The sequence below is a fragment of the Pseudomonas sp. C5pp genome (genome assembly GCF_000814065.1).
Taxonomy (GTDB): Bacteria; Pseudomonadota; Gammaproteobacteria; order Pseudomonadales; family Pseudomonadaceae; genus Aquipseudomonas; species Aquipseudomonas asiatica.
The window spans coordinates 9,642-26,329 of record NZ_JWLN01000051.1; the positions used below are offsets into that span (position 1 = coordinate 9,642).

Here is a 16,688-nt window from a genome sequence, read left to right on the forward strand (position 1 = left end):
GTCATGAATGCCAAGGTTGTGGTAGTCGGTAGCCTCAACATGGACCTGGTGGCCCGCGCGCAGCGCCTGCCCCGGGCCGGCGAAACACTCCCCGGCGAAAGCTTTTTCACGGCACCGGGCGGCAAAGGGGCCAATCAGGCTGTCGCTGCGGCGCGCCTGGGTGGCAGCGTGGCGATGATCGGCAACGTTGGCGACGATGACTATGGTCGACAACTGCACCGGGCCCTGTATGTGGAAGGCATCGACTGCCAGGGCGTCACCACCTGCCAGGGCGTGTCCAGCGGGGTGGCGCTGATCACCGTGGATGCCGCCAGCCAGAACTGCATCGTCATCATCCCCGGTGGCAACGGCCTGCTGACCCCGCAGTCGGTGCAGCGTTTCGATGCGCTGCTGCAGGCGGCCGAAGTGATCATCTGCCAGCTGGAAGTACCGGCCGACACCGTGGCCTGGACCCTTGCCAGGGGGCGCGAGCTGGGCAAGCGGGTAATCCTGAACCCGGCGCCGGCGACCGGCCCCTTGCCGGCGGACTGGTTCGCCCACATCGACTACCTGACGCCCAACGAAAGCGAGGCCGAAGCACTAACCGGCGTGGCGGTGACTGACCTGGACAGCGCCCGACGTGCCGGCGAGCGCTTGCTGCAACTGGGCGCGGGCAAAGTGATCATTACCCTGGGCGCGCAAGGGGCCTTGCTGGTCACCCCGCAGGGCCATCAGCACTTCCCCGCGCCGGTGGTGCAGCCGCTGGACACCACGGCAGCCGGCGATACCTTCATCGGCGGCTTTGCCGCTGGCCTGGTGCGCGGCCTGGGGGAGGGCGAAGCCATCGCTTTCGGCCAGCGCGCCGCGGCCCTGTCGGTTACCCGCGCCGGTGCCCAGCCGTCGATTCCCTACCTGGCGGAGCTTGCGCCATGAAGAAAACCCCACTGCTGAACGTTGCCCTTTCGCGGACCATCGCCGGCATGGGGCATGGTGACATCCTGGTGATCGGCGATGCCGGGCTGCCGGTGCCGCCGGGCGTCGAACTGATCGACCTGGCCGTCACGCCTGGCCTGCCGGACTTCGCCAGCGTGTTGCGGGTTGTGCTGAGCGAGTTGCAGGTAGAGCGCCACGTGCTGGCCGAAGAGATGCAGAAAGTGGTGCCGCCGGCGCTGGTCGAGATCGAGCGGCTGAAGGGCAAGCTGGGCAAGCGCGAATGGCTGAGCCATGAAGATTTCAAGGCATTGACACGCAGTGCCCGTGCGGTAGTGCGTACTGGCGAGTGCCAGCCCTACAGCAACATCGCGCTGATTTCCGGCGTGACTTTCTAGCTCGTCGTCCTGGCCAGTGCAGAACCCCTGTGGGAGCGGGTTCACCCGCGAACACCGGCGAAGCCGGTGCCATCCACCGCGCTGCCTTCTTCGCGGGTAAACCCGCTCTCACAGGGATTTGCGGTGTATCAGGAATACCAATCCAGGCAACAGGAGTGCCACCCATGCTCAAACCCCTGCTACAAGGAATCGCCCTCATGGCCGCAGCCACCACCCTCCAGGCCGCCCCCATCGACCTGATCATCGACACCGACCCAGGCGCCGACGATGTGGTCGCGCTGTTCCTGGCCCTGGCCTCGCCCGACGAGCTCAACATCCGCGCCATCACCACCGTGGCCGGCAACGTGCGCCTGGAAAAGACCTCGCGCAACGCCCGCCTGGCCCGCGAATGGGCCGGCCGCGAAGACATCCCCGTGTACGCCGGCGCCGCTCGCCCGCTGGTGCGCAAGCCGATCTACGCCGCCGAGGTGCACGGCGAAGAAGGCTTCACCGGCATCCAGGTCCACGAACCGAAAGCGCCGCTGGCCCAAGGCAATGCCGTGCAATACCTGGTCGACACCCTGGGCGCCGCCAAGCCCCACAGCATCACCATCGCCATGCTCGGCCCACAAACCAACCTGGCCCTGGCGCTGATCCAGCGCCCGGACATCGCCAAAGGCATCAAGCAGGTGGTGGTCATGGGCGGTGCCCATTTCAACGGAGGCAATATCACCCCGGCGGCGGAATTCAACCTCTATGCCGACCCACATGCCGCCGAAGTGGTGCTGGCCAGCGGCGTGCAACTGACCTACCTGCCGCTGGACGTCACCCACAAGCTGCTGACCAGCGACGCCCGCCTCAAGCAACTGGCAGCGGTGAACAACCAGGCCAGCAAACGGGTGGTGGATATCCTCAACGCCTACATCACCCACGACATGGACCTGTATGGCATGCCCGGCGGCCCGGTGCACGACGCCAGCGTCATCGCCTACCTGCTCAAGCCCGAGCTGTTCAGCGGCCGGCGTATCCACATGACCATCGACAGCCGCGAAGGCCCCAGCTTCGGCCAGACCCTTGCCGACTGGTACGGCGTGCTCAAGCAGCCAGCCAACGTGATGTGGGTGGACGAGGGCGATGCCCAGGGCCTGTTCGACCTGCTCAGCGCCCGTTTGGCGCGATTGGAATAGCCGTGTGCGGCGCGTAGCGCTCGAACACCTGGTCGAAGAAGCTGCGTGCCGCCTCGGCGCCGCGATCGCGCACCAGCAGGTCGATGGCAATCAGCAGCAACTCCTCCGGCGTGCCAGGGCTGTACGCGCTCTGGCCTTCGGCCCATTTGACCTTGATATCGGCTTCGATGCTGTGGCTGCTCATGAAAGGCTCTCGCTTGGGGCCCGGGACGAAGGGGCGAACACCTGACCCTGGTGTTCGATGGAGGCGGGGTGCGCTCCACTTCTTGCACTAAATCATGACTTTGCGTCAGTGACCTTGCGGCTTAAGCATATGGCAAACGCAGCGGGTTGTGCAAAATCCGGTCACGATTGCGTTTTCGCCTCGGCTGGCGAGTTCAGGCAGACTTGACCGGTTTTGCAACAAAAGATCAGCGGAACTGTCGGATCAGACAGTTCCCGGACCGATTTAGGAGGCTTCATGTTCCGTACCCGTGCTTACCTGGCAACCCTGGCGGTGGCTGCTGTCCTGGCTGGTTGCAGCACTGGTGGCAATTCTGCTGGTGGCGCTGCGCCAGCCACGCCGGCAGGCAACGATGGCCGCTGCGAAGCCAGCGGCGCCGATTTCGCCATTGGCAAGCTTGCCAGCGCCGAGCTGCTGGAGCAGGCGCGCAAGGCCAGTGGTTCGCAGATGGCACGTATTCTCAAGCCGCACGACGTGGTTACCCTCGAGTACCGCTCCGAGCGCTTGAACCTGAATGTGGACGAGCAGGGCAAGGTGGTTCGCGTCAACTGCGGCTGACACAGCCCGGAGGATCGACGCGGTCCCTGTAGGAGCGGCCTTGTGTCGCGAAAGGGCCGCAAAGCGGCCCCGGCCATTGATGCTGCGAAGCTGAAACCCAGGGGCCGCTTCGCGCCCCGTCGCGACACGAGCCCGCTCCTACAAAAAAAGCGAGCGCGTGCAGCCTGGTAAACGCCCATAAAAAAACCCGCACAAGGGCGGGTTTTTTTACAGCTATCCGAATTACTCCGGACGAACCTGTGCAGCCTGCATGCCCTTCTGGCCGCGCTCGGCGACGAAGGAAACAGTCTGGCCTTCTTTCAGGCTCTTGAAGCCGTCAGATTCGATGGCCTTGAAGTGAACGAACAGGTCGTCGCCGCCGCCTGCTGGGGTGATGAAGCCGTAGCCTTTCTCATCATTGAACCATTTGACGGTGCCTTGTTGGCGATTGGACATGGGTGAATCTCCAGAACATTTAGTTTTTTCAGTGGTGCAATGCGGCCGAGGCTACGGAGCACGGAACACATCATAGTCTAATTCTGCGCATCTAGCGCCTTTTACCTTCGCAGGATGTTGATCCAGCTCAAAGAATGGCTGTTCTGCTCTGGCTTTAAGGTTTCAGCTCTTCGGTGCACAGGCCTGTTTCACGGCCATCTGGGCCTTCTGCATCAGCTTGGCGTCCACGCCATCGTTGCTGTCGAGGTCGGCAATTTCCGCGTCGGTGAAATTCTTTTTGATGGTTTGCGCGCCACAGTCGCAGTGTTTTTTCGCGGTCGCAGCGTCAACGCCTTGGCCTTGAGCCACTTGCGTGCACTGGGTCATGTAGGCAGCTTCCTTCCCGGCCGGGAAGTTGCCGGCGTTCGCAGCCATGGGCAGCAGCAGGGCCCCAGCGGCCGCCAGGGCCAGAAGAGACGGAACTCGCATAACCAGTTACTCCTTGGGTTAAGGTCTCATCAAGAGTAGGTTGCTTCCCAAGGTCTGATAGGAATTTTTCCGCGTTAGTTCACCGCTGTGGCGTAATTTCCAAATATTTCTGCCTGGCGTGCAACCCGCGTGCTAGCATGCCCGGCTTGCAGCTGACAACTTGCAGCTTGCAGCTATCTTTTTTCTTTCCAGTCACTCTGGTTCGTCCCTGGCAAGCCGAAAGGCTTCTGCCACTGTGAGGCAGGCTTCCCGTTGCGGGAAGGCAGGTCGGATCTTGTACTGGCTCATCCCAACCCACGTGACCTTTGGTAGGGGTCACCACTAGGAGAGGAGGCGCCATGCCCGTTATTACTCTTCCCGATGGCAGTCAACGTTCGTTCGATCATGCCGTATCCGTAGCCGAAGTCGCCGCTTCCATCGGCGCCGGCCTGGCGAAGGCCACCGTGGCCGGCAAGGTCGACGGCAAACTGGTCGATGCCTGCGACCTGATCAGCAACGACGCCACCCTGCAGATCATCACCCCTAAAGATGAAGAGGGACTGGAGATCATCCGTCACTCGTGCGCCCACCTGGTCGGCCACGCGGTGAAACAGCTGTACCCGACCGCCAAGATGGTGATCGGCCCGGTCATCGACGAAGGCTTCTACTACGACATCGCCTACGAGCGCCCCTTCACTCCTGAAGACATGGCCGCCATCGAAAAGCGCATGATGGAGCTGATCGACAAGGACTACGACGTCATCAAGAAGGTGACCCCGCGCGCCGAAGTCATCGACGTGTTCAAGGCCCGTGGCGAAGACTACAAGCTGCGCCTGGTCGAAGACATGCCGGACGAGCAGGCCATGGGCCTGTACTACCACGAAGAATACGTCGACATGTGCCGTGGCCCGCACGTGCCGAATACCCGCTTCCTCAAGGCATTCAAGCTGACCAAGCTGTCCGGCGCCTACTGGCGCGGTGATGCCAAGAACGAGCAGCTGCAACGCGTGTACGGCACCGCCTGGGCCGACAAGAAGCAGCTGGCTGCGTACATCCAGCGCATCGAAGAAGCCGAAAAACGCGACCACCGCAAGATCGGCAAGCAGCTCGACCTGTTCCACCTGCAGGAAGAAGCCCCGGGCATGGTGTTCTGGCACGCCAACGGCTGGACCGTGTACCAGGTACTCGAGCAGTACATGCGCCAGGTCCAGCGCGTCAACGGCTACCAGGAAATCAAGACCCCGCAGGTTGTCGACCGCATTCTCTGGGAGCGTTCCGGCCACTGGTCCAACTACGCCGAAAACATGTTCACCACTTCGTCGGAAAGCCGTGACTACGCGGTCAAGCCGATGAACTGCCCGTGCCACGTGCAGGTGTTCAACCAAGGCCTGAAGAGCTACCGCGACCTGCCGCTGCGCCTGGCCGAGTTCGGTGCCTGCCACCGTAACGAGCCGTCCGGCGCCCTGCACGGCATCATGCGCGTGCGCGGCTTCGTGCAGGACGACGCGCACATCTTCTGTACCGAAGAACAGGTGAAGAAAGAAGCCGCCGACTTCATCAAGCTGACCCTGGACGTGTACAAGGACTTCGGCTTCACCGACATCGCCATGAAGCTGTCGACCCGCCCGGCCAAGCGCGTGGGTTCCGAAGAGCTGTGGGACCGTGCCGAAGGTGCACTGGCCGACGCCTTGAACGAATCGGGCCTGGAGTGGGAATACCAGCCGGGCGAGGGCGCCTTCTACGGCCCGAAGATCGAGTTCACCCTGCGCGACTGCCTCGGCCGTAACTGGCAGTGCGGTACCCTGCAGTACGACCCGAACCTGCCAGAACGCCTGGATGCCAGCTATATCGCCGAAGATAACAGCCGTGTTCGCCCGGTCATGCTGCACCGCGCCATCCTCGGTTCGTTCGAGCGCTTCATCGGCATGCTGATCGAGCACTACGCCGGCGTGTTCCCGGCCTGGCTGGCCCCAACCCAGGCCGTGATCATGAACATCACCGACAAGCAGGCCGATTTCGCCCTCGAGGTGGAAAATACCCTGAACGGTAGCGGTTTCCGTGCCAAGTCGGACTTGAGAAATGAGAAGATCGGCTTTAAAATCCGCGAGCATACTTTGCTCAAGGTCCCGTACCTTTTGGTTATAGGGGATCGCGAAGTCGAAACGCAGACCGTCGCCGTACGCACCCGTGAAGGCAAAGACCTCGGCTCCATGCCGGTGGCTGAATTCACGCAGCTGCTCAACAGCGCTGTTGCCCAGCGCGGTCGCCTAGAATCGGAGTAATGACTATTAAGCGTGAAATGAGAAACGATAAACGAACTGCACCGAAAGCCCCGATCAACGAGAATATCTCGGCACGCGAGGTTCGGTTAATTGGCGCTGACGGCGAGCAGATTGGCATCGTCTCGATTGATGAAGCGCTTCGTATCGCTGATGAAGCGAAGCTGGATCTGGTGGAAATCTCCGCCGACGCGCAACCGCCCGTCTGCAAGGTGATGGACTACGGCAAGCACCTCTTCGAGAAGAAGAAGCAGGCCAACGAAGCCAAGAAAAACCAGAAGCAGATCCAGATCAAAGAAATCAAGTTTCGTCCAGGGACGGAAGAAGGGGATTACCAGGTAAAACTACGCAACCTGGTACGTTTCCTTACCGATGGGGACAAGGCCAAGATCTCTCTGAGATTCCGCGGCCGTGAGATGGCCCACCAGGAGCTGGGCATGGAGCTGTTGAAGCGGGTCGAAGCCGACCTCGCCGAATACGGCTCCGTTGAGCAGCATCCGAAGATGGAAGGACGCCAGCTTATGATGGTCATCGCCCCCAAAAAGAAGAAGTAATCTCCCGGGCACGGCAGGCCTGATGATTATTGTGTAATTTTATCGAATGCGGAGTTCCAACATGCCAAAAATGAAAACCAAGAGCGGTGCTGCGAAGCGCTTCCTGAAGACCGCTTCCGGCTTCAAGCACAAGCACGCTTTCAAGAGCCACATCCTGACCAAAATGTCGACCAAGCGTAAGCGTCAACTGCGCGGTGCCAGCCTGCTGCACCCGTCTGACGTGGCAAAAGTCGAGCGCATGCTGCGCGTACGTTAATTCTGGTTTAGATAGAGGAAGTTACTCATGGCTCGTGTTAAGCGTGGCGTCATCGCTCGTAAGCGTCACAAGAAAATTCTGAAACTGGCTAAAGGCTACTACGGTGCACGCTCGCGCGTATTCCGCGTTGCCAAGCAGGCTGTCATCAAGGCAGGTCAATATGCCTACCGTGACCGTCGTCAGAAGAAGCGTCAGTTCCGCGCACTGTGGATCGCTCGTATCAACGCCGGTGCCCGCACCAACGGTCTGTCCTACAGCCGTCTGATTGCTGGCCTGAAAAAGGCTTCGATCGAAATCGACCGTAAGGTTCTGGCCGATCTGGCAGTGAACGAAAAAGCGGCGTTTGCTGCGATTGTCGAGAAAGCTAAAGCCGTTCTGGCTTAAGTACCCGCGACAATCACCCGGCGGCGCTAGCGCCGTCGGGCATTGAACGTCATCGATAGGGGAAGAGCCTTCAAAGCTCTTCCCCTATTTTCGTATCTGGAGTCTGTACATGGAAAACCTGGATGCGTTGGTCTCCCAAGCCCTAGAGGCCGTGGAGCGCGCTGAAGACATCAATACCCTGGAACAGATCCGGGTGAATTATCTCGGCAAGAAAGGCGAGCTGACCCAGGTGATGAAGACCCTGGGCAACCTGCCAGCCGAAGAGCGGCCGAAAGTCGGCGCGCTGATCAACGACGCCAAAGAGCGCGTCACCGTTGTGCTCAATGCCCGCAAGGCCGCCTTCGAAGAAGCCGAGCTCAGCGCTCGCCTGGCTGCCGAATGCATTGACGTCACCCTGCCAGGCCGCGGCCAGGCCACCGGTGGCCTGCACCCGATCACCCGTACACTCGAGCGCATCGAGCAGTTCTTCACCCACATCGGCTACGGCATCGCCGAAGGCCCAGAGGTGGAAGACGACTACCACAACTTCGAAGCGCTCAACATCCCCGGCCACCACCCGGCCCGGGCGATGCACGACACCTTCTACTTCAATGCCAACATGCTGCTGCGCACCCACACCTCGCCGGTGCAGGTGCGGACCATGGAGTCCACCCAGCCGCCAATCCGCATTGTCTGCCCGGGCCGCGTATACCGCTGCGACTCGGATATCACCCACTCGCCGATGTTCCACCAGGTCGAAGGCCTGCTGATCGATCGCGATATCAACTTCGCCGACCTCAAGGGCACCATCGAAGAGTTCCTGCGCGTGTTCTTCGAAAAAGAACTGGCGGTACGTTTCCGCCCATCGTTCTTCCCCTTCACCGAGCCGTCCGCCGAAGTCGACATCCAGTGCGTGATGTGTTCCGGCAAAGGCTGCCGCGTGTGCAAGCAGACCGGCTGGCTGGAAGTGATGGGCTGCGGCATGGTGCACCCGAACGTGCTGCGCATGTCCGGCATCGACCCTGAAGAGTTCCAGGGCTTCGCCTTCGGCATGGGCGCCGAGCGCCTGGCCATGCTGCGCTACGGCGTCAACGATTTGCGTCTGTTCTTCGATAACGACCTGCGGTTCCTTGCCCAATTCCGCTAGGCCCAATCGACGCACATTCTAGGAGAACAGCATGAAATTCAGTGAACAGTGGCTGCGCGGTTGGGTAAACCCGCAAGTCTCCCGTGACGAACTGGTCGCCCGCCTGTCCATGGCCGGCCTCGAAGTCGACAGCGTTACCCCCGCTGCCGGCCAGTTCAGCGGCATCGTCGTGGGCGAAATCCTCGCCACCGAACAACACCCGGACGCCGACAAGCTGCGCGTGTGCCAGGTAAGCAACGGCCAGGAAACCTTCCAGGTCGTGTGCGGCGCCCCTAACGCCCGCCCAGGCATCAAGATCCCGTTCGCCATGATCGGCGCCGAACTGCCAGGCGACTTCAAGATCAAGAAGGCCAAGCTGCGAGGCGTCGAGTCCTTCGGCATGCTGTGCTCGGCTGCCGAGCTTCAGATCAGCGAAGAGAACGACGGCCTGCTGGAGCTGGCTGCCGACGCCCCGGTTGGCGAAGACATTCGCCAGTACCTGAGCCTGGACGACGCCAGCATCGAAATCGGCCTCACCCCCAACCGCGGCGACTGCCTGTCCATCGCAGGTCTCGCCCGTGACGTCAGCGCCCTGTACGACACCCCGGTCACCCGCCCGGTAGTGCCAGCCGTACCGGCTGCCCACGACGAAGTGCGCCCGGTCGAAGTCAGCGCCCCGGCTGCCTGCCCACGTTACCTGGGCCGCGTCATCCGCAATGTCGACCTGAGCAAGCCGACCCCGCTGTGGATGGTCGAACGCCTGCGCCGCAGCGACGTGCGCAGCATCGACGCCGCCGTCGACATCACCAACTACGTGATGCTCGAACTCGGCCAGCCGATGCACGCCTTCGACCTGGCAGAAATCAACGGCGGCATCCGCGTACGCATGGCCGAAGAGGGCGAGAAGCTCGTCCTGCTCGACGGCCAGGAAGTTGCCCTGCGCGCCGACACACTGGTAATCGCCGACCACACCCGCGCCCTGGCCATCGCCGGCGTCATGGGTGGCGAGCACAGCGGTGTGAACACCGAAAAAGCCCGCGACCTGTTCCTGGAAAGCGCCTTCTTCGAGCCAATCTCCGTCGCAGGTAAAGCCCGTTCCTACGGCCTGCACACCGACGCCTCGCACCGCTACGAGCGCGGCGTGGACTCGCAGCTGGCCCGCGAAGCCATGGAGCGCGCCACCCAGCTGCTGCTGGACATCGTCGGCGGCGAAGCCGGCCCGGTCGTCGAAGCCGTCAGCGAACAGCACCTGCCGCAAGTGGCCCCGGTCACCCTGCGCGCCGAACGCATCACCCAGATGCTCGGCATGGAAATGGACCCAGCCCAGGTCGAGCAACTGCTCAACGCTCTGGAGCTGACCACGACTAAAAACGGGGAAGGGCAGTGGACCGTCAACGTCCCAAGCCACCGCTTCGACATCAGCCTGGAAGTGGACCTGATCGAAGAGCTGGCCCGCCTGTACGGCTACAACAACCTGCCGGTTCGCTACCCGCAAGCCCGCCTGGCCCCCCAGGGCAAGCCGGAAACCCGCGGTGACCTGCCGACCCTGCGCCGCCTGCTGGTTGCCCGCGGCTACCAGGAAGCCATCACCTACAGCTTCATCGACCCGAAACTGTTCGAACTGTTCAGCCCGGGCGTAGAGCCGCTGCTGCTGGCCAACCCCATCTCCAGCGACATGGCCGCCATGCGCGCGTCCCTGTGGCCGGGCCTGGTCAAGGCACTGCAGCACAACCTGAACCGCCAGCAAGACCGCGTGCGCCTGTTCGAAAGCGGCCTGCGTTTCGTCGGCCAGCTCGGCGGCCTGAAGCAGCAGCCGATGATCGCCGGCGTTGTCACCGGCAGCCGCCTGCCAGAAGGCTGGGCCAACGGCCGCGACCGCGTCGACTTCTTCGACGTGAAGGCCGACGTGGAAGCCCTGCTGGGCTACTCCGGCGCCCTGAGCGACTTCACCTTCAGCGCCGGCAAGCACCCAGCCCTGCACCCAGGCCAGACCGCCGCCATCGAGCGTGACGGCAAGCTGGTCGGCTACCTCGGCGCCATCCACCCAGAGCTGGCAAAAGCCCTGGACCTGGACCGCCCGGTGTTCCTGTTCGAGCTGGTGCTGGGCGACGTGGTCGAAGGCCGCCTGCCGAAATTCAGCGAGCTGTCCAAGTTCCCGGAAACCCGCCGCGACCTGGCTTTGATCGCAGGACGTGATGTAGCTTCTAGCTCGGTGCTTGAAGTAATTCGTGACAATGCAGGCGAATGGCTCACAGACCTCAGGCTGTTTGATGTCTACCAAGGTAAAGGCATTGATCCTGATAGAAAAAGCCTTGCCGTCGGCTTGACCTGGCAGCATCCATCGCGCACTCTTAACGACGATGAGGTGAACGCCGCACTGCAAAACATCCTCACCTCGCTCGAACAAAGGTTGAACACCACGTTAAGGAAATAACGGCATGGGTGCTCTGACGAAAGCTGAGATGGCCGAAAGGCTGTACGAGGAGCTGGGGCTTAACAAGCGTGAGGCCAAGGAGTTGGTCGAGCTGTTTTTTGAAGAAATTCGGCACGCACTTGAAGAGAACGAGCAGGTCAAGCTGTCCGGTTTCGGCAACTTCGACCTTCGCGACAAACGCCAGCGGCCGGGCCGCAACCCCAAGACAGGGGAAGAAATCCCGATCACTGCACGGCGCGTCGTCACCTTTCGTCCAGGGCAGAAGTTGAAGGCCCGGGTTGAGGCCTATGCTGGAACCAAGCCATAACGACGAACTGCCCCCCATACCGGGCAAAAGGTACTTCACCATTGGTGAAGTGAGTGAGCTTTGTGCGGTAAAACCGCACGTGCTGCGGTATTGGGAGCAGGAGTTCGATCAGCTCAACCCCGTGAAGCGGCGGGGGAACCGGCGGTATTATCAGCGGCAGGATGTGCTGATGATTCGCCAGATTCGTGCGCTGCTTTATGACCAGGGGTTCACCATTGGCGGGGCTCGGTTGAGGCTTTCCAGTGATGAGGCCAAGGATGAGTCGAGCCAGTACAAGCAGCTGATTCGGCAGATGATTGTCGAGTTGGAGGATGTGTTGGTGGTTTTGAAGAAGTGACCTGGGTTTTTGATGAGTGAAATTTTTTGAGAAAAAGCTTTCATTTATCAGGAGGTTAGGGTACATTCTTCAACGTTCTCGGTAGGATTGAGAACATGCTTCAAAGCCCAGTCGGGGCGTAGCGCAGCCCGGTAGCGCACTTGCATGGGGTGCAAGGGGTCGAGTGTTCGAATCACTCCGTCCCGACCAATAATCCCAAGGACTTAGGCCATTTCCGCAAGGGGTGGCCTTTTTCCTTTGCGTGACTTTTGCGTGACTTCTCAGGTTTTTACGCCTGCCTCCTCTTCAAAATGGTCAGCACCGGCCCACGCGAGTCCGTCGCTGAAACTTTGTTTGCCGCCTCTATCAACTGTCCCAGCTCCGCGCCAGAATAGTGGCTGGTCACACTTCCGTTCTTGTGGCCAAGTAGCGACTTCCGATCTTCCTCTGTTACACCTGCCGCTTTCAGGCGCCTGCCGAAAGTGTGCTTCAAGTCGTGAACCCTGATAGAAGCGAACCCAGGGTGTGCCGGCCGCAAGTGTTGCTCCTGCCAGAGCTTTGCCGCACGCACCCTCGCTTTCTTCCAGGCCGAGTCGTTCATCCTGTGCATTCCGGTGCCGTTGTAGGGAAACACCCATTCCCGGCTGATCCCGCGCTGACCATCGATGATCGACTTCGCCACGCTGTTCAACACCACCAGGCGCTCGTCTCGGTTCTTCACGCCAGAATTCTCATGCCGGCCACCGAAGTCGGCAGGTATCAGGAACACACTGGTGCCCAGCTCAGGTACCGAAATCTCCCAATCCCACCTCAGTTTGCAGACCTCCTGCTCGCGGCAGCCCGTGTTCACCTTGAACAGGGCCATCCGCTGCAGGTGGTCCGGCAACTCACCGAAGAGAATCGACTGCTCATCCCAAGACATAGGGTAGGGCTTTCGACTGGATCTCTTCTCCTCCAGCTTGGCCAGCAGCGGGATGCTGTCGAGCCAGGGCCTGCGCTCTTCATCCCGCCATTTCCGGCAAGCCAGCGACAGAACGCGAATCACCCGCTCGATCGCGATGTTCACCGTCCGGTTGCTGACCGCCTTCCTCACTTTCCCATTCGGCAAATCTTCGTCCGTTTGCCTGTCCCGAATGAACGGGGCCAGCGCCTGGTCGTCGATGTGCGTCAGCGGCAGGTCGCCCAGGTATGGATCAAGTTGCTGGAGGCACAGGGCAGTCAGCTTGATTGACGGCTGATCCTTGTGCTCGAGCAGGTACCTGGTAGCCGCCTCCCGGAACGTCCGAACCTGCCGAACACCATACACTTTGCGCTGGCGGATCTGCTCGAGTCGGTGGATCAGGTACTTTTCCGCTTCCGCCCGGTCACAAGTTCCAGTGCTTTCGTAAAGTCTCTCGCCGTTGATCCTCTTGTCGATGTGCCAGATGCCTTTCCTTTGGGAAAGGCCTGTGATTGTCTTTCGCGCCATCCCTTATCTCCTGATGGGCGCTCGCTGCCGGGTGATTGTCGTCCCTGAGCGCCTTCTTTCGCAATTGCCATAGCCTGGATGTAGTCGTTCACCCATGCGTCCAGCTCTTCCCGGTCGAAGCCGATGCCGCGCTCCCCGATGGGGAACTCGCTCACATGCGGCCTGACGGTCTTGTTGAATTCCGATCGGCACATGCCGAGGTAGTGGGGTGCATCGCCAGCGCGGATGATGCGCGGCTGAATGCGAGCGGCCGGTGCCGCGCTGGCGTTTGCCATGTGTGTCTCCTGCGGCCGATCAGGCCAAGAAGTGATGCCCGACCTTCGCCGCCTTGGCGGCTTCCTCGGTGCGGAACATGAGCTTGGTCTTGCTGGTGCTGCCCCAGTTGTTGTATTCGACATCGACCCACCAAGCGCCGAACTTGCGGTACGGCTCGCCGAGGTTCTTCGTGACGTAGCAGTCGATCAGGTTCATGGATGACTCCTGGCTCAGTCCCAGCTGAGCTTCGTGGGCATGGGCGGAATTGTTTCGAGGGTGGCCAGGTCGAGCAGGGTGAAGTACCCGCCGTCCTGCGGCCGCCAGCCCATGGTGTCGATGTGGATGACGTTGCCGAGCGCCGCCGGCTTGTGCAGCGGCGTATGACCGACCACCAGCGCCCGCAGGCCATGCACGCCATCGGTCTCACCAAGCTCGATGCGGCTGCGAGACCACATGCAGGTGTTCTGTGTCAGCCTCAGCTGCTTGGCTGTCTCGGGCGCTTCAAGCGCTGCCCGCAGCTGATCCCAGGACGGGAATGGGCAGTCGGCGTGCACGATCCCGACCAGTCCGCCGGGCGTCTCTACTTCAATAGCGATCGGTAGTTCTCGGAACTGGGCGGCAAACTCGCGCTGCTCATCCCAGGCCAGGCCGGCGAACCAGGCGCCGCCGTTGTAGACCCCGTTGTCCACGTCGCAGGTGTCGAACCGGCAGACATAGTCGTCGTGGTTACCGCGCACCGGTTGGAACCATGGCTTGGCCAGCCAGCCGAGCACATCACGGCACTCGGGCCCGCGGTCTACCAGATCGCCAACGCTGAACAGCCGGTCAATTGCCGGATCGAAGCCGGCAGAGTCCAAGGCGGCCTGGAGGCGGGTGAAGTGCCCATGGATATCGCCAACCGCGAAATCTCGGCCAACCGTGTTTGCGGCGAAGCGCTTGATGCGCACCACCTCGATGGTTTCGAGCATTGGTGTCTCCACGCCGCCGGTGGCGGCAGGTTGGTGGTCAGCCGCGGTGCAGCCTGATCATTTCGCGGGCATGCTCGAGGGATGCCAGGTGTTCTTCCTCGGCACCGATTTGGCCATTGGCATCAGGCGTGGTCACGGCAACCAGTTGCTCAAGAGTGGCCACAAGCTCATCGCGCTGCTTGCCCTCGGCCCGGCCGATATCCCAGAACTCTTTGCCCCAATGGCCTTCCGGCGGCGGGTTGCTGTTCTGCTTGCCGAAGGCCATGGCGCCGATGATTGCGTCACAGAGCAGCCGCTTGTAGATGTTCTCGCCATCCAGACCAAGGCCACCGCGCCGACGCAGAGTGCTGACGACCTCGTCAACGTTCAGGCCGCTGTCCTTGAACACGATGTCGAGCTCGGGCTTATCCGGGGTGTAGATGACAAGGGCCAGCTTTGCGCCTGGCCACAGGTCGGCCGCGATGCGCTCCAGGCAGTCATTGGCGGTTTGATGAAATTGCTGAGTTGCGGACATAGGTAGTCCTCGCCCGCGCATTTCGGCGGGCTTGAGTAGTTGGGGGAGGGGTGAGTTTTATTCAGCCGCAGCGGACGCGCGGCGAATGGAAGGTTTGCGGGCGAGCAGGACGGACGGCTTCGAAGTACAGCTTCCACATGTCGTCCCAGGCCTCTTTCATCGTCGAGCCCTGGCCGGTGCACCCCATTCGCCGGCACCACCAGGAGCCGTTCCAGTAGGTCATGCGCGCTTTCATGGTCGCGGTCCTTTGTAGATCAGGTAGGCCATGTACATCAGGGGCAGGATCACGGTCATAGCAGCATCTCCTTCGGCACGTTGATGGTTTCGCCGCGGGCGTGGTGCACCACAGCGCGGGCTGCAGCTTCTGCCCGGGTGTCGCCGGGCTGGCGGTCCAGCGGGTGACCTGACACACAGGCCAACCATGGCCAGCTGTAGCCGTGATCGATCCAGATGCCGTGCTTCTGGATCAGGTGCTCTCCCGCCGCGTCGTCGATGGCCTGGTCGCTCAGTGGCAGCTGCAGCTGCCCGTCCGTCGCCGGCATCGGTCCGTCCACGCTCTCGACGGCCCAGAGCAGCGCCTTGCCGGCGAGGTCGCAGGTCTGCACTTTGATCAGGTCGAGCATGGCATCAACTCCTTGGGCACCTGGACGGTATCGCCGAGCTTGGCGGCGACGATGGCGCGGCACGCGGCGATCAGGGCTGTGCCGCCTGAATGCCAGAACGTCCTTCCGTCATCAGGTCGGGCCTGCCAGCCGATCTCGTTGTTTGTGTCTATGACCGGCGGCGACGACAGGTCTACGCGGAGCCGGTCAATAATCGGCCCGCCCAGCGCCCAGTCCTCCCACGGGTTGTAGCGCTTGGTGTGCACGATGGCCTCGCCCTGGTACCGGGCAAACACCCGCCACGGCACGCCGTTGTAGCCGGGCGGGGCCAGCTGCAGGTCCAGGCCTTCAGCCTTGCCTACTGCCCAGCCCAAGGCCTCGCCGGCCAGGTCGGCCGTCCTCACTTCGATCAGGTCGGTCATGGCGACACCTCGGATACATTTGAGCCAGTTAGAAGGACAAGTCCAAGGCCGCTATTAATCATTGCCCGAACTGATCTTTCCCCTTTCCCGAATAAGCAGGTGCCGGTACCTGGAGATTCCCCGATGCTTCCATCCGGTCGTTCGAACTTGATCTTGGGAGCCACAAACAGCACTGCATCTGCTTGGCGCGCGAAGCGCTGCCACCATGGAGCAGACGTTCGGTCTGGGATTAGTGCAATGCCATTACCGTGATCGAAGAACTTCTGCAGCCACTGAATCTTGGTGGCTTGGTGGCCAAACGGAGGATTCATCCAGACAAGTCCTTGCCACGGGCTCTTCAGTCCGCATTCCGCCTTCGTCAGATATGAAGAGCACGGTACATTTCTAGGGCCTCCGCTTGGGGCGGCTACGTCTAGGTCGAACTGAATCCTCAGCGCGTCAAAGATGTAGCGTGGCGTGTACCACTCGTCAGTCTCACCGCGAGATTCGTAAGCACTCACAGCTGATACCTCTCATCAATCCAGCGCCCAGGCGCCAGAGCGGGTGTAGGTTCGGGTTGGGTTTCGTGCGGGGAGAGCTGGCGCTGGTTGCCGGCCTGCAGCTGGCAGTCGGGGATACAGCTGATGCCGACTCCATTCAGCAGATAGCAGGTGACGCCGCGCTGGCTGTCGTGCTGTACGTCGATGAC

The 16,688-nt window shown here is 61.5% G+C and carries 25 protein-coding genes and 1 tRNA gene; 13 read left to right on the forward strand and 13 right to left on the reverse strand.

Annotated elements, in window-relative coordinates; all coding sequences use genetic code 11:
• Nucleotides 1-3: 3 nt before the first annotated feature.
• From rbsK to RR51_RS26665, 3 genes are all read left to right on the forward strand, one after another.
• The gene (rbsK, locus tag RR51_RS26655) at nucleotides 4-912 is read left to right on the forward strand and encodes a ribokinase (protein ID WP_039615248.1); all 909 of its coding nucleotides are present in this window, start codon (nucleotides 4-6) and stop codon (nucleotides 910-912) included.
• On the forward strand, nucleotides 909-1,307 hold the full coding sequence (rbsD, locus tag RR51_RS26660; protein ID WP_024086739.1) for a D-ribose pyranase: 399 nt from the start codon (nucleotides 909-911) through the stop codon (nucleotides 1,305-1,307). Before rbsK ends, rbsD begins: the two co-directional genes overlap by 4 nt.
• Before the next feature lie 164 nt (nucleotides 1,308-1,471).
• Nucleotides 1,472-2,473, forward strand: a complete 1,002-nt coding sequence (locus RR51_RS26665) for a nucleoside hydrolase (RefSeq protein WP_039615249.1) — start codon at nucleotides 1,472-1,474, stop codon at nucleotides 2,471-2,473.
• On the opposite strand, the gene RR51_RS26670 is transcribed toward RR51_RS26665, so the two are convergent.
• A complete protein-coding gene (locus RR51_RS26670; RefSeq protein ID WP_003260960.1) occupies nucleotides 2,445-2,657 on the reverse strand; it encodes a hypothetical protein in 213 nt (70 codons plus the stop codon). The two genes, RR51_RS26665 and RR51_RS26670, sit on opposite strands and share 29 nt — an antisense overlap.
• Nucleotides 2,658-2,933: 276 nt before the next feature.
• Here RR51_RS26670 and RR51_RS26675 point away from each other — a divergent pair, with 276 nt between their 5' ends.
• Nucleotides 2,934-3,254, forward strand: a complete 321-nt coding sequence (locus RR51_RS26675) for an I78 family peptidase inhibitor (RefSeq protein WP_023660761.1) — start codon at nucleotides 2,934-2,936, stop codon at nucleotides 3,252-3,254.
• A 222-nt stretch (nucleotides 3,255-3,476) separates the two neighbouring features.
• On the opposite strand, the gene RR51_RS26680 is transcribed toward RR51_RS26675, so the two are convergent.
• Together RR51_RS26680 and RR51_RS26685 are read right to left on the reverse strand one after the other, a co-directional pair.
• Nucleotides 3,477-3,689, reverse strand: a complete 213-nt coding sequence (locus tag RR51_RS26680) for a cold-shock protein (protein WP_003250656.1) — start codon at nucleotides 3,687-3,689, stop codon at nucleotides 3,477-3,479.
• Between the two features lie 162 nt (nucleotides 3,690-3,851).
• On the reverse strand, nucleotides 3,852-4,157 hold the full coding sequence (locus RR51_RS26685; protein WP_038409261.1) for a hypothetical protein: 306 nt from the start codon (nucleotides 4,155-4,157) through the stop codon (nucleotides 3,852-3,854).
• 338 nt (nucleotides 4,158-4,495) lie between these two features.
• Between RR51_RS26685 and thrS the strand changes: the two genes are divergently transcribed.
• From thrS to RR51_RS26730, 9 genes are all read left to right on the forward strand, one after another.
• Nucleotides 4,496-6,418, forward strand: a complete 1,923-nt coding sequence (gene thrS / locus RR51_RS26690; RefSeq protein ID WP_013972004.1) for a threonine--tRNA ligase — start codon at nucleotides 4,496-4,498, stop codon at nucleotides 6,416-6,418.
• A complete protein-coding gene (gene infC, locus RR51_RS26695) occupies nucleotides 6,418-6,969 on the forward strand; it encodes a translation initiation factor IF-3 (protein WP_013972005.1) in 552 nt (183 codons plus the stop codon). Before thrS ends, infC begins: the two co-directional genes overlap by 1 nt.
• Before the next feature lie 61 nt (nucleotides 6,970-7,030).
• Complete coding sequence (gene rpmI / locus RR51_RS26700) at nucleotides 7,031-7,225, forward strand: 50S ribosomal protein L35 (RefSeq protein ID WP_003250667.1); 195 nt, start codon at nucleotides 7,031-7,033, stop codon at nucleotides 7,223-7,225.
• 27 nt (nucleotides 7,226-7,252) lie between these two features.
• Nucleotides 7,253-7,609, forward strand: coding sequence for a 50S ribosomal protein L20 (gene rplT, locus RR51_RS26705; protein ID WP_003250671.1), 357 nt, complete (start codon nucleotides 7,253-7,255; stop codon nucleotides 7,607-7,609).
• Nucleotides 7,610-7,718: 109 nt separating this feature from the next.
• Nucleotides 7,719-8,735: a phenylalanine--tRNA ligase subunit alpha gene (pheS, locus tag RR51_RS26710; protein WP_013972006.1), complete on the forward strand. Its 1,017-nt coding sequence runs from the start codon at nucleotides 7,719-7,721 to the stop codon at nucleotides 8,733-8,735.
• Between the two features lie 31 nt (nucleotides 8,736-8,766).
• Complete coding sequence (gene pheT / locus RR51_RS26715; RefSeq protein WP_039615250.1) at nucleotides 8,767-11,148, forward strand: phenylalanine--tRNA ligase subunit beta; 2,382 nt, start codon at nucleotides 8,767-8,769, stop codon at nucleotides 11,146-11,148.
• Nucleotides 11,149-11,152: 4 nt separating this feature from the next.
• Nucleotides 11,153-11,455: an integration host factor subunit alpha gene (gene ihfA / locus RR51_RS26720; RefSeq protein WP_003250679.1), complete on the forward strand. Its 303-nt coding sequence runs from the start codon at nucleotides 11,153-11,155 to the stop codon at nucleotides 11,453-11,455.
• Nucleotides 11,436-11,792, forward strand: a complete 357-nt coding sequence (locus tag RR51_RS26725; RefSeq protein ID WP_003250681.1) for a MerR family transcriptional regulator — start codon at nucleotides 11,436-11,438, stop codon at nucleotides 11,790-11,792. The genes ihfA and RR51_RS26725 overlap by 20 nt, the downstream gene beginning before the upstream one ends.
• A gap of 112 nt (nucleotides 11,793-11,904) precedes the next feature.
• Nucleotides 11,905-11,981 (forward strand) — tRNA-Pro (locus RR51_RS26730).
• Between the two features lie 79 nt (nucleotides 11,982-12,060).
• On the opposite strand, the gene RR51_RS26735 is transcribed toward RR51_RS26730, so the two are convergent.
• From RR51_RS26735 to RR51_RS31675, 10 genes are all read right to left on the reverse strand, one after another.
• On the reverse strand, nucleotides 12,061-13,224 hold the full coding sequence (locus RR51_RS26735) for a tyrosine-type recombinase/integrase (RefSeq protein WP_236693313.1): 1,164 nt from the start codon (nucleotides 13,222-13,224) through the stop codon (nucleotides 12,061-12,063).
• On the reverse strand, nucleotides 13,110-13,514 hold the full coding sequence (locus tag RR51_RS31670; protein WP_236693312.1) for a helix-turn-helix transcriptional regulator: 405 nt from the start codon (nucleotides 13,512-13,514) through the stop codon (nucleotides 13,110-13,112). Before RR51_RS31670 ends, RR51_RS26735 begins: the two co-directional genes overlap by 115 nt.
• 19 nt (nucleotides 13,515-13,533) lie before the next feature.
• Nucleotides 13,534-13,710, reverse strand: a complete 177-nt coding sequence (locus RR51_RS31360) for a hypothetical protein (protein ID WP_177328686.1) — start codon at nucleotides 13,708-13,710, stop codon at nucleotides 13,534-13,536.
• A gap of 14 nt (nucleotides 13,711-13,724) precedes the next feature.
• Nucleotides 13,725-14,462 (reverse strand): metallophosphoesterase, encoded by a 738-nt coding sequence (locus RR51_RS26740; RefSeq protein WP_039615252.1) that lies wholly within the window; start codon nucleotides 14,460-14,462, stop codon nucleotides 13,725-13,727.
• 37 nt (nucleotides 14,463-14,499) lie between these two features.
• Nucleotides 14,500-14,976, reverse strand: a complete 477-nt coding sequence (locus tag RR51_RS26745) for a hypothetical protein (RefSeq protein WP_039615253.1) — start codon at nucleotides 14,974-14,976, stop codon at nucleotides 14,500-14,502.
• Nucleotides 14,977-15,037: 61 nt separating this feature from the next.
• Nucleotides 15,038-15,211: a hypothetical protein gene (locus RR51_RS31120; RefSeq protein WP_023661633.1), complete on the reverse strand. Its 174-nt coding sequence runs from the start codon at nucleotides 15,209-15,211 to the stop codon at nucleotides 15,038-15,040.
• Between the two features lie 55 nt (nucleotides 15,212-15,266).
• A complete protein-coding gene (locus tag RR51_RS26750; RefSeq protein ID WP_039615254.1) occupies nucleotides 15,267-15,599 on the reverse strand; it encodes a hypothetical protein in 333 nt (110 codons plus the stop codon).
• Nucleotides 15,587-16,000: a DUF2591 domain-containing protein gene (locus RR51_RS26755; protein ID WP_039615255.1), complete on the reverse strand. Its 414-nt coding sequence runs from the start codon at nucleotides 15,998-16,000 to the stop codon at nucleotides 15,587-15,589. Before RR51_RS26755 ends, RR51_RS26750 begins: the two co-directional genes overlap by 13 nt.
• Entirely contained in the window at nucleotides 15,997-16,500 is a 504-nt protein-coding gene (locus tag RR51_RS32060; protein WP_082044770.1) for a DNA N-6-adenine-methyltransferase, read from the reverse strand. The genes RR51_RS26755 and RR51_RS32060 overlap by 4 nt, the downstream gene beginning before the upstream one ends.
• Nucleotides 16,497-16,688, reverse strand: a 192-nt coding sequence (locus tag RR51_RS31675; protein WP_039615256.1) for a hypothetical protein, incomplete at its 5' end; no start/stop codon positions are given. The genes RR51_RS32060 and RR51_RS31675, both read right to left, overlap by 4 nt.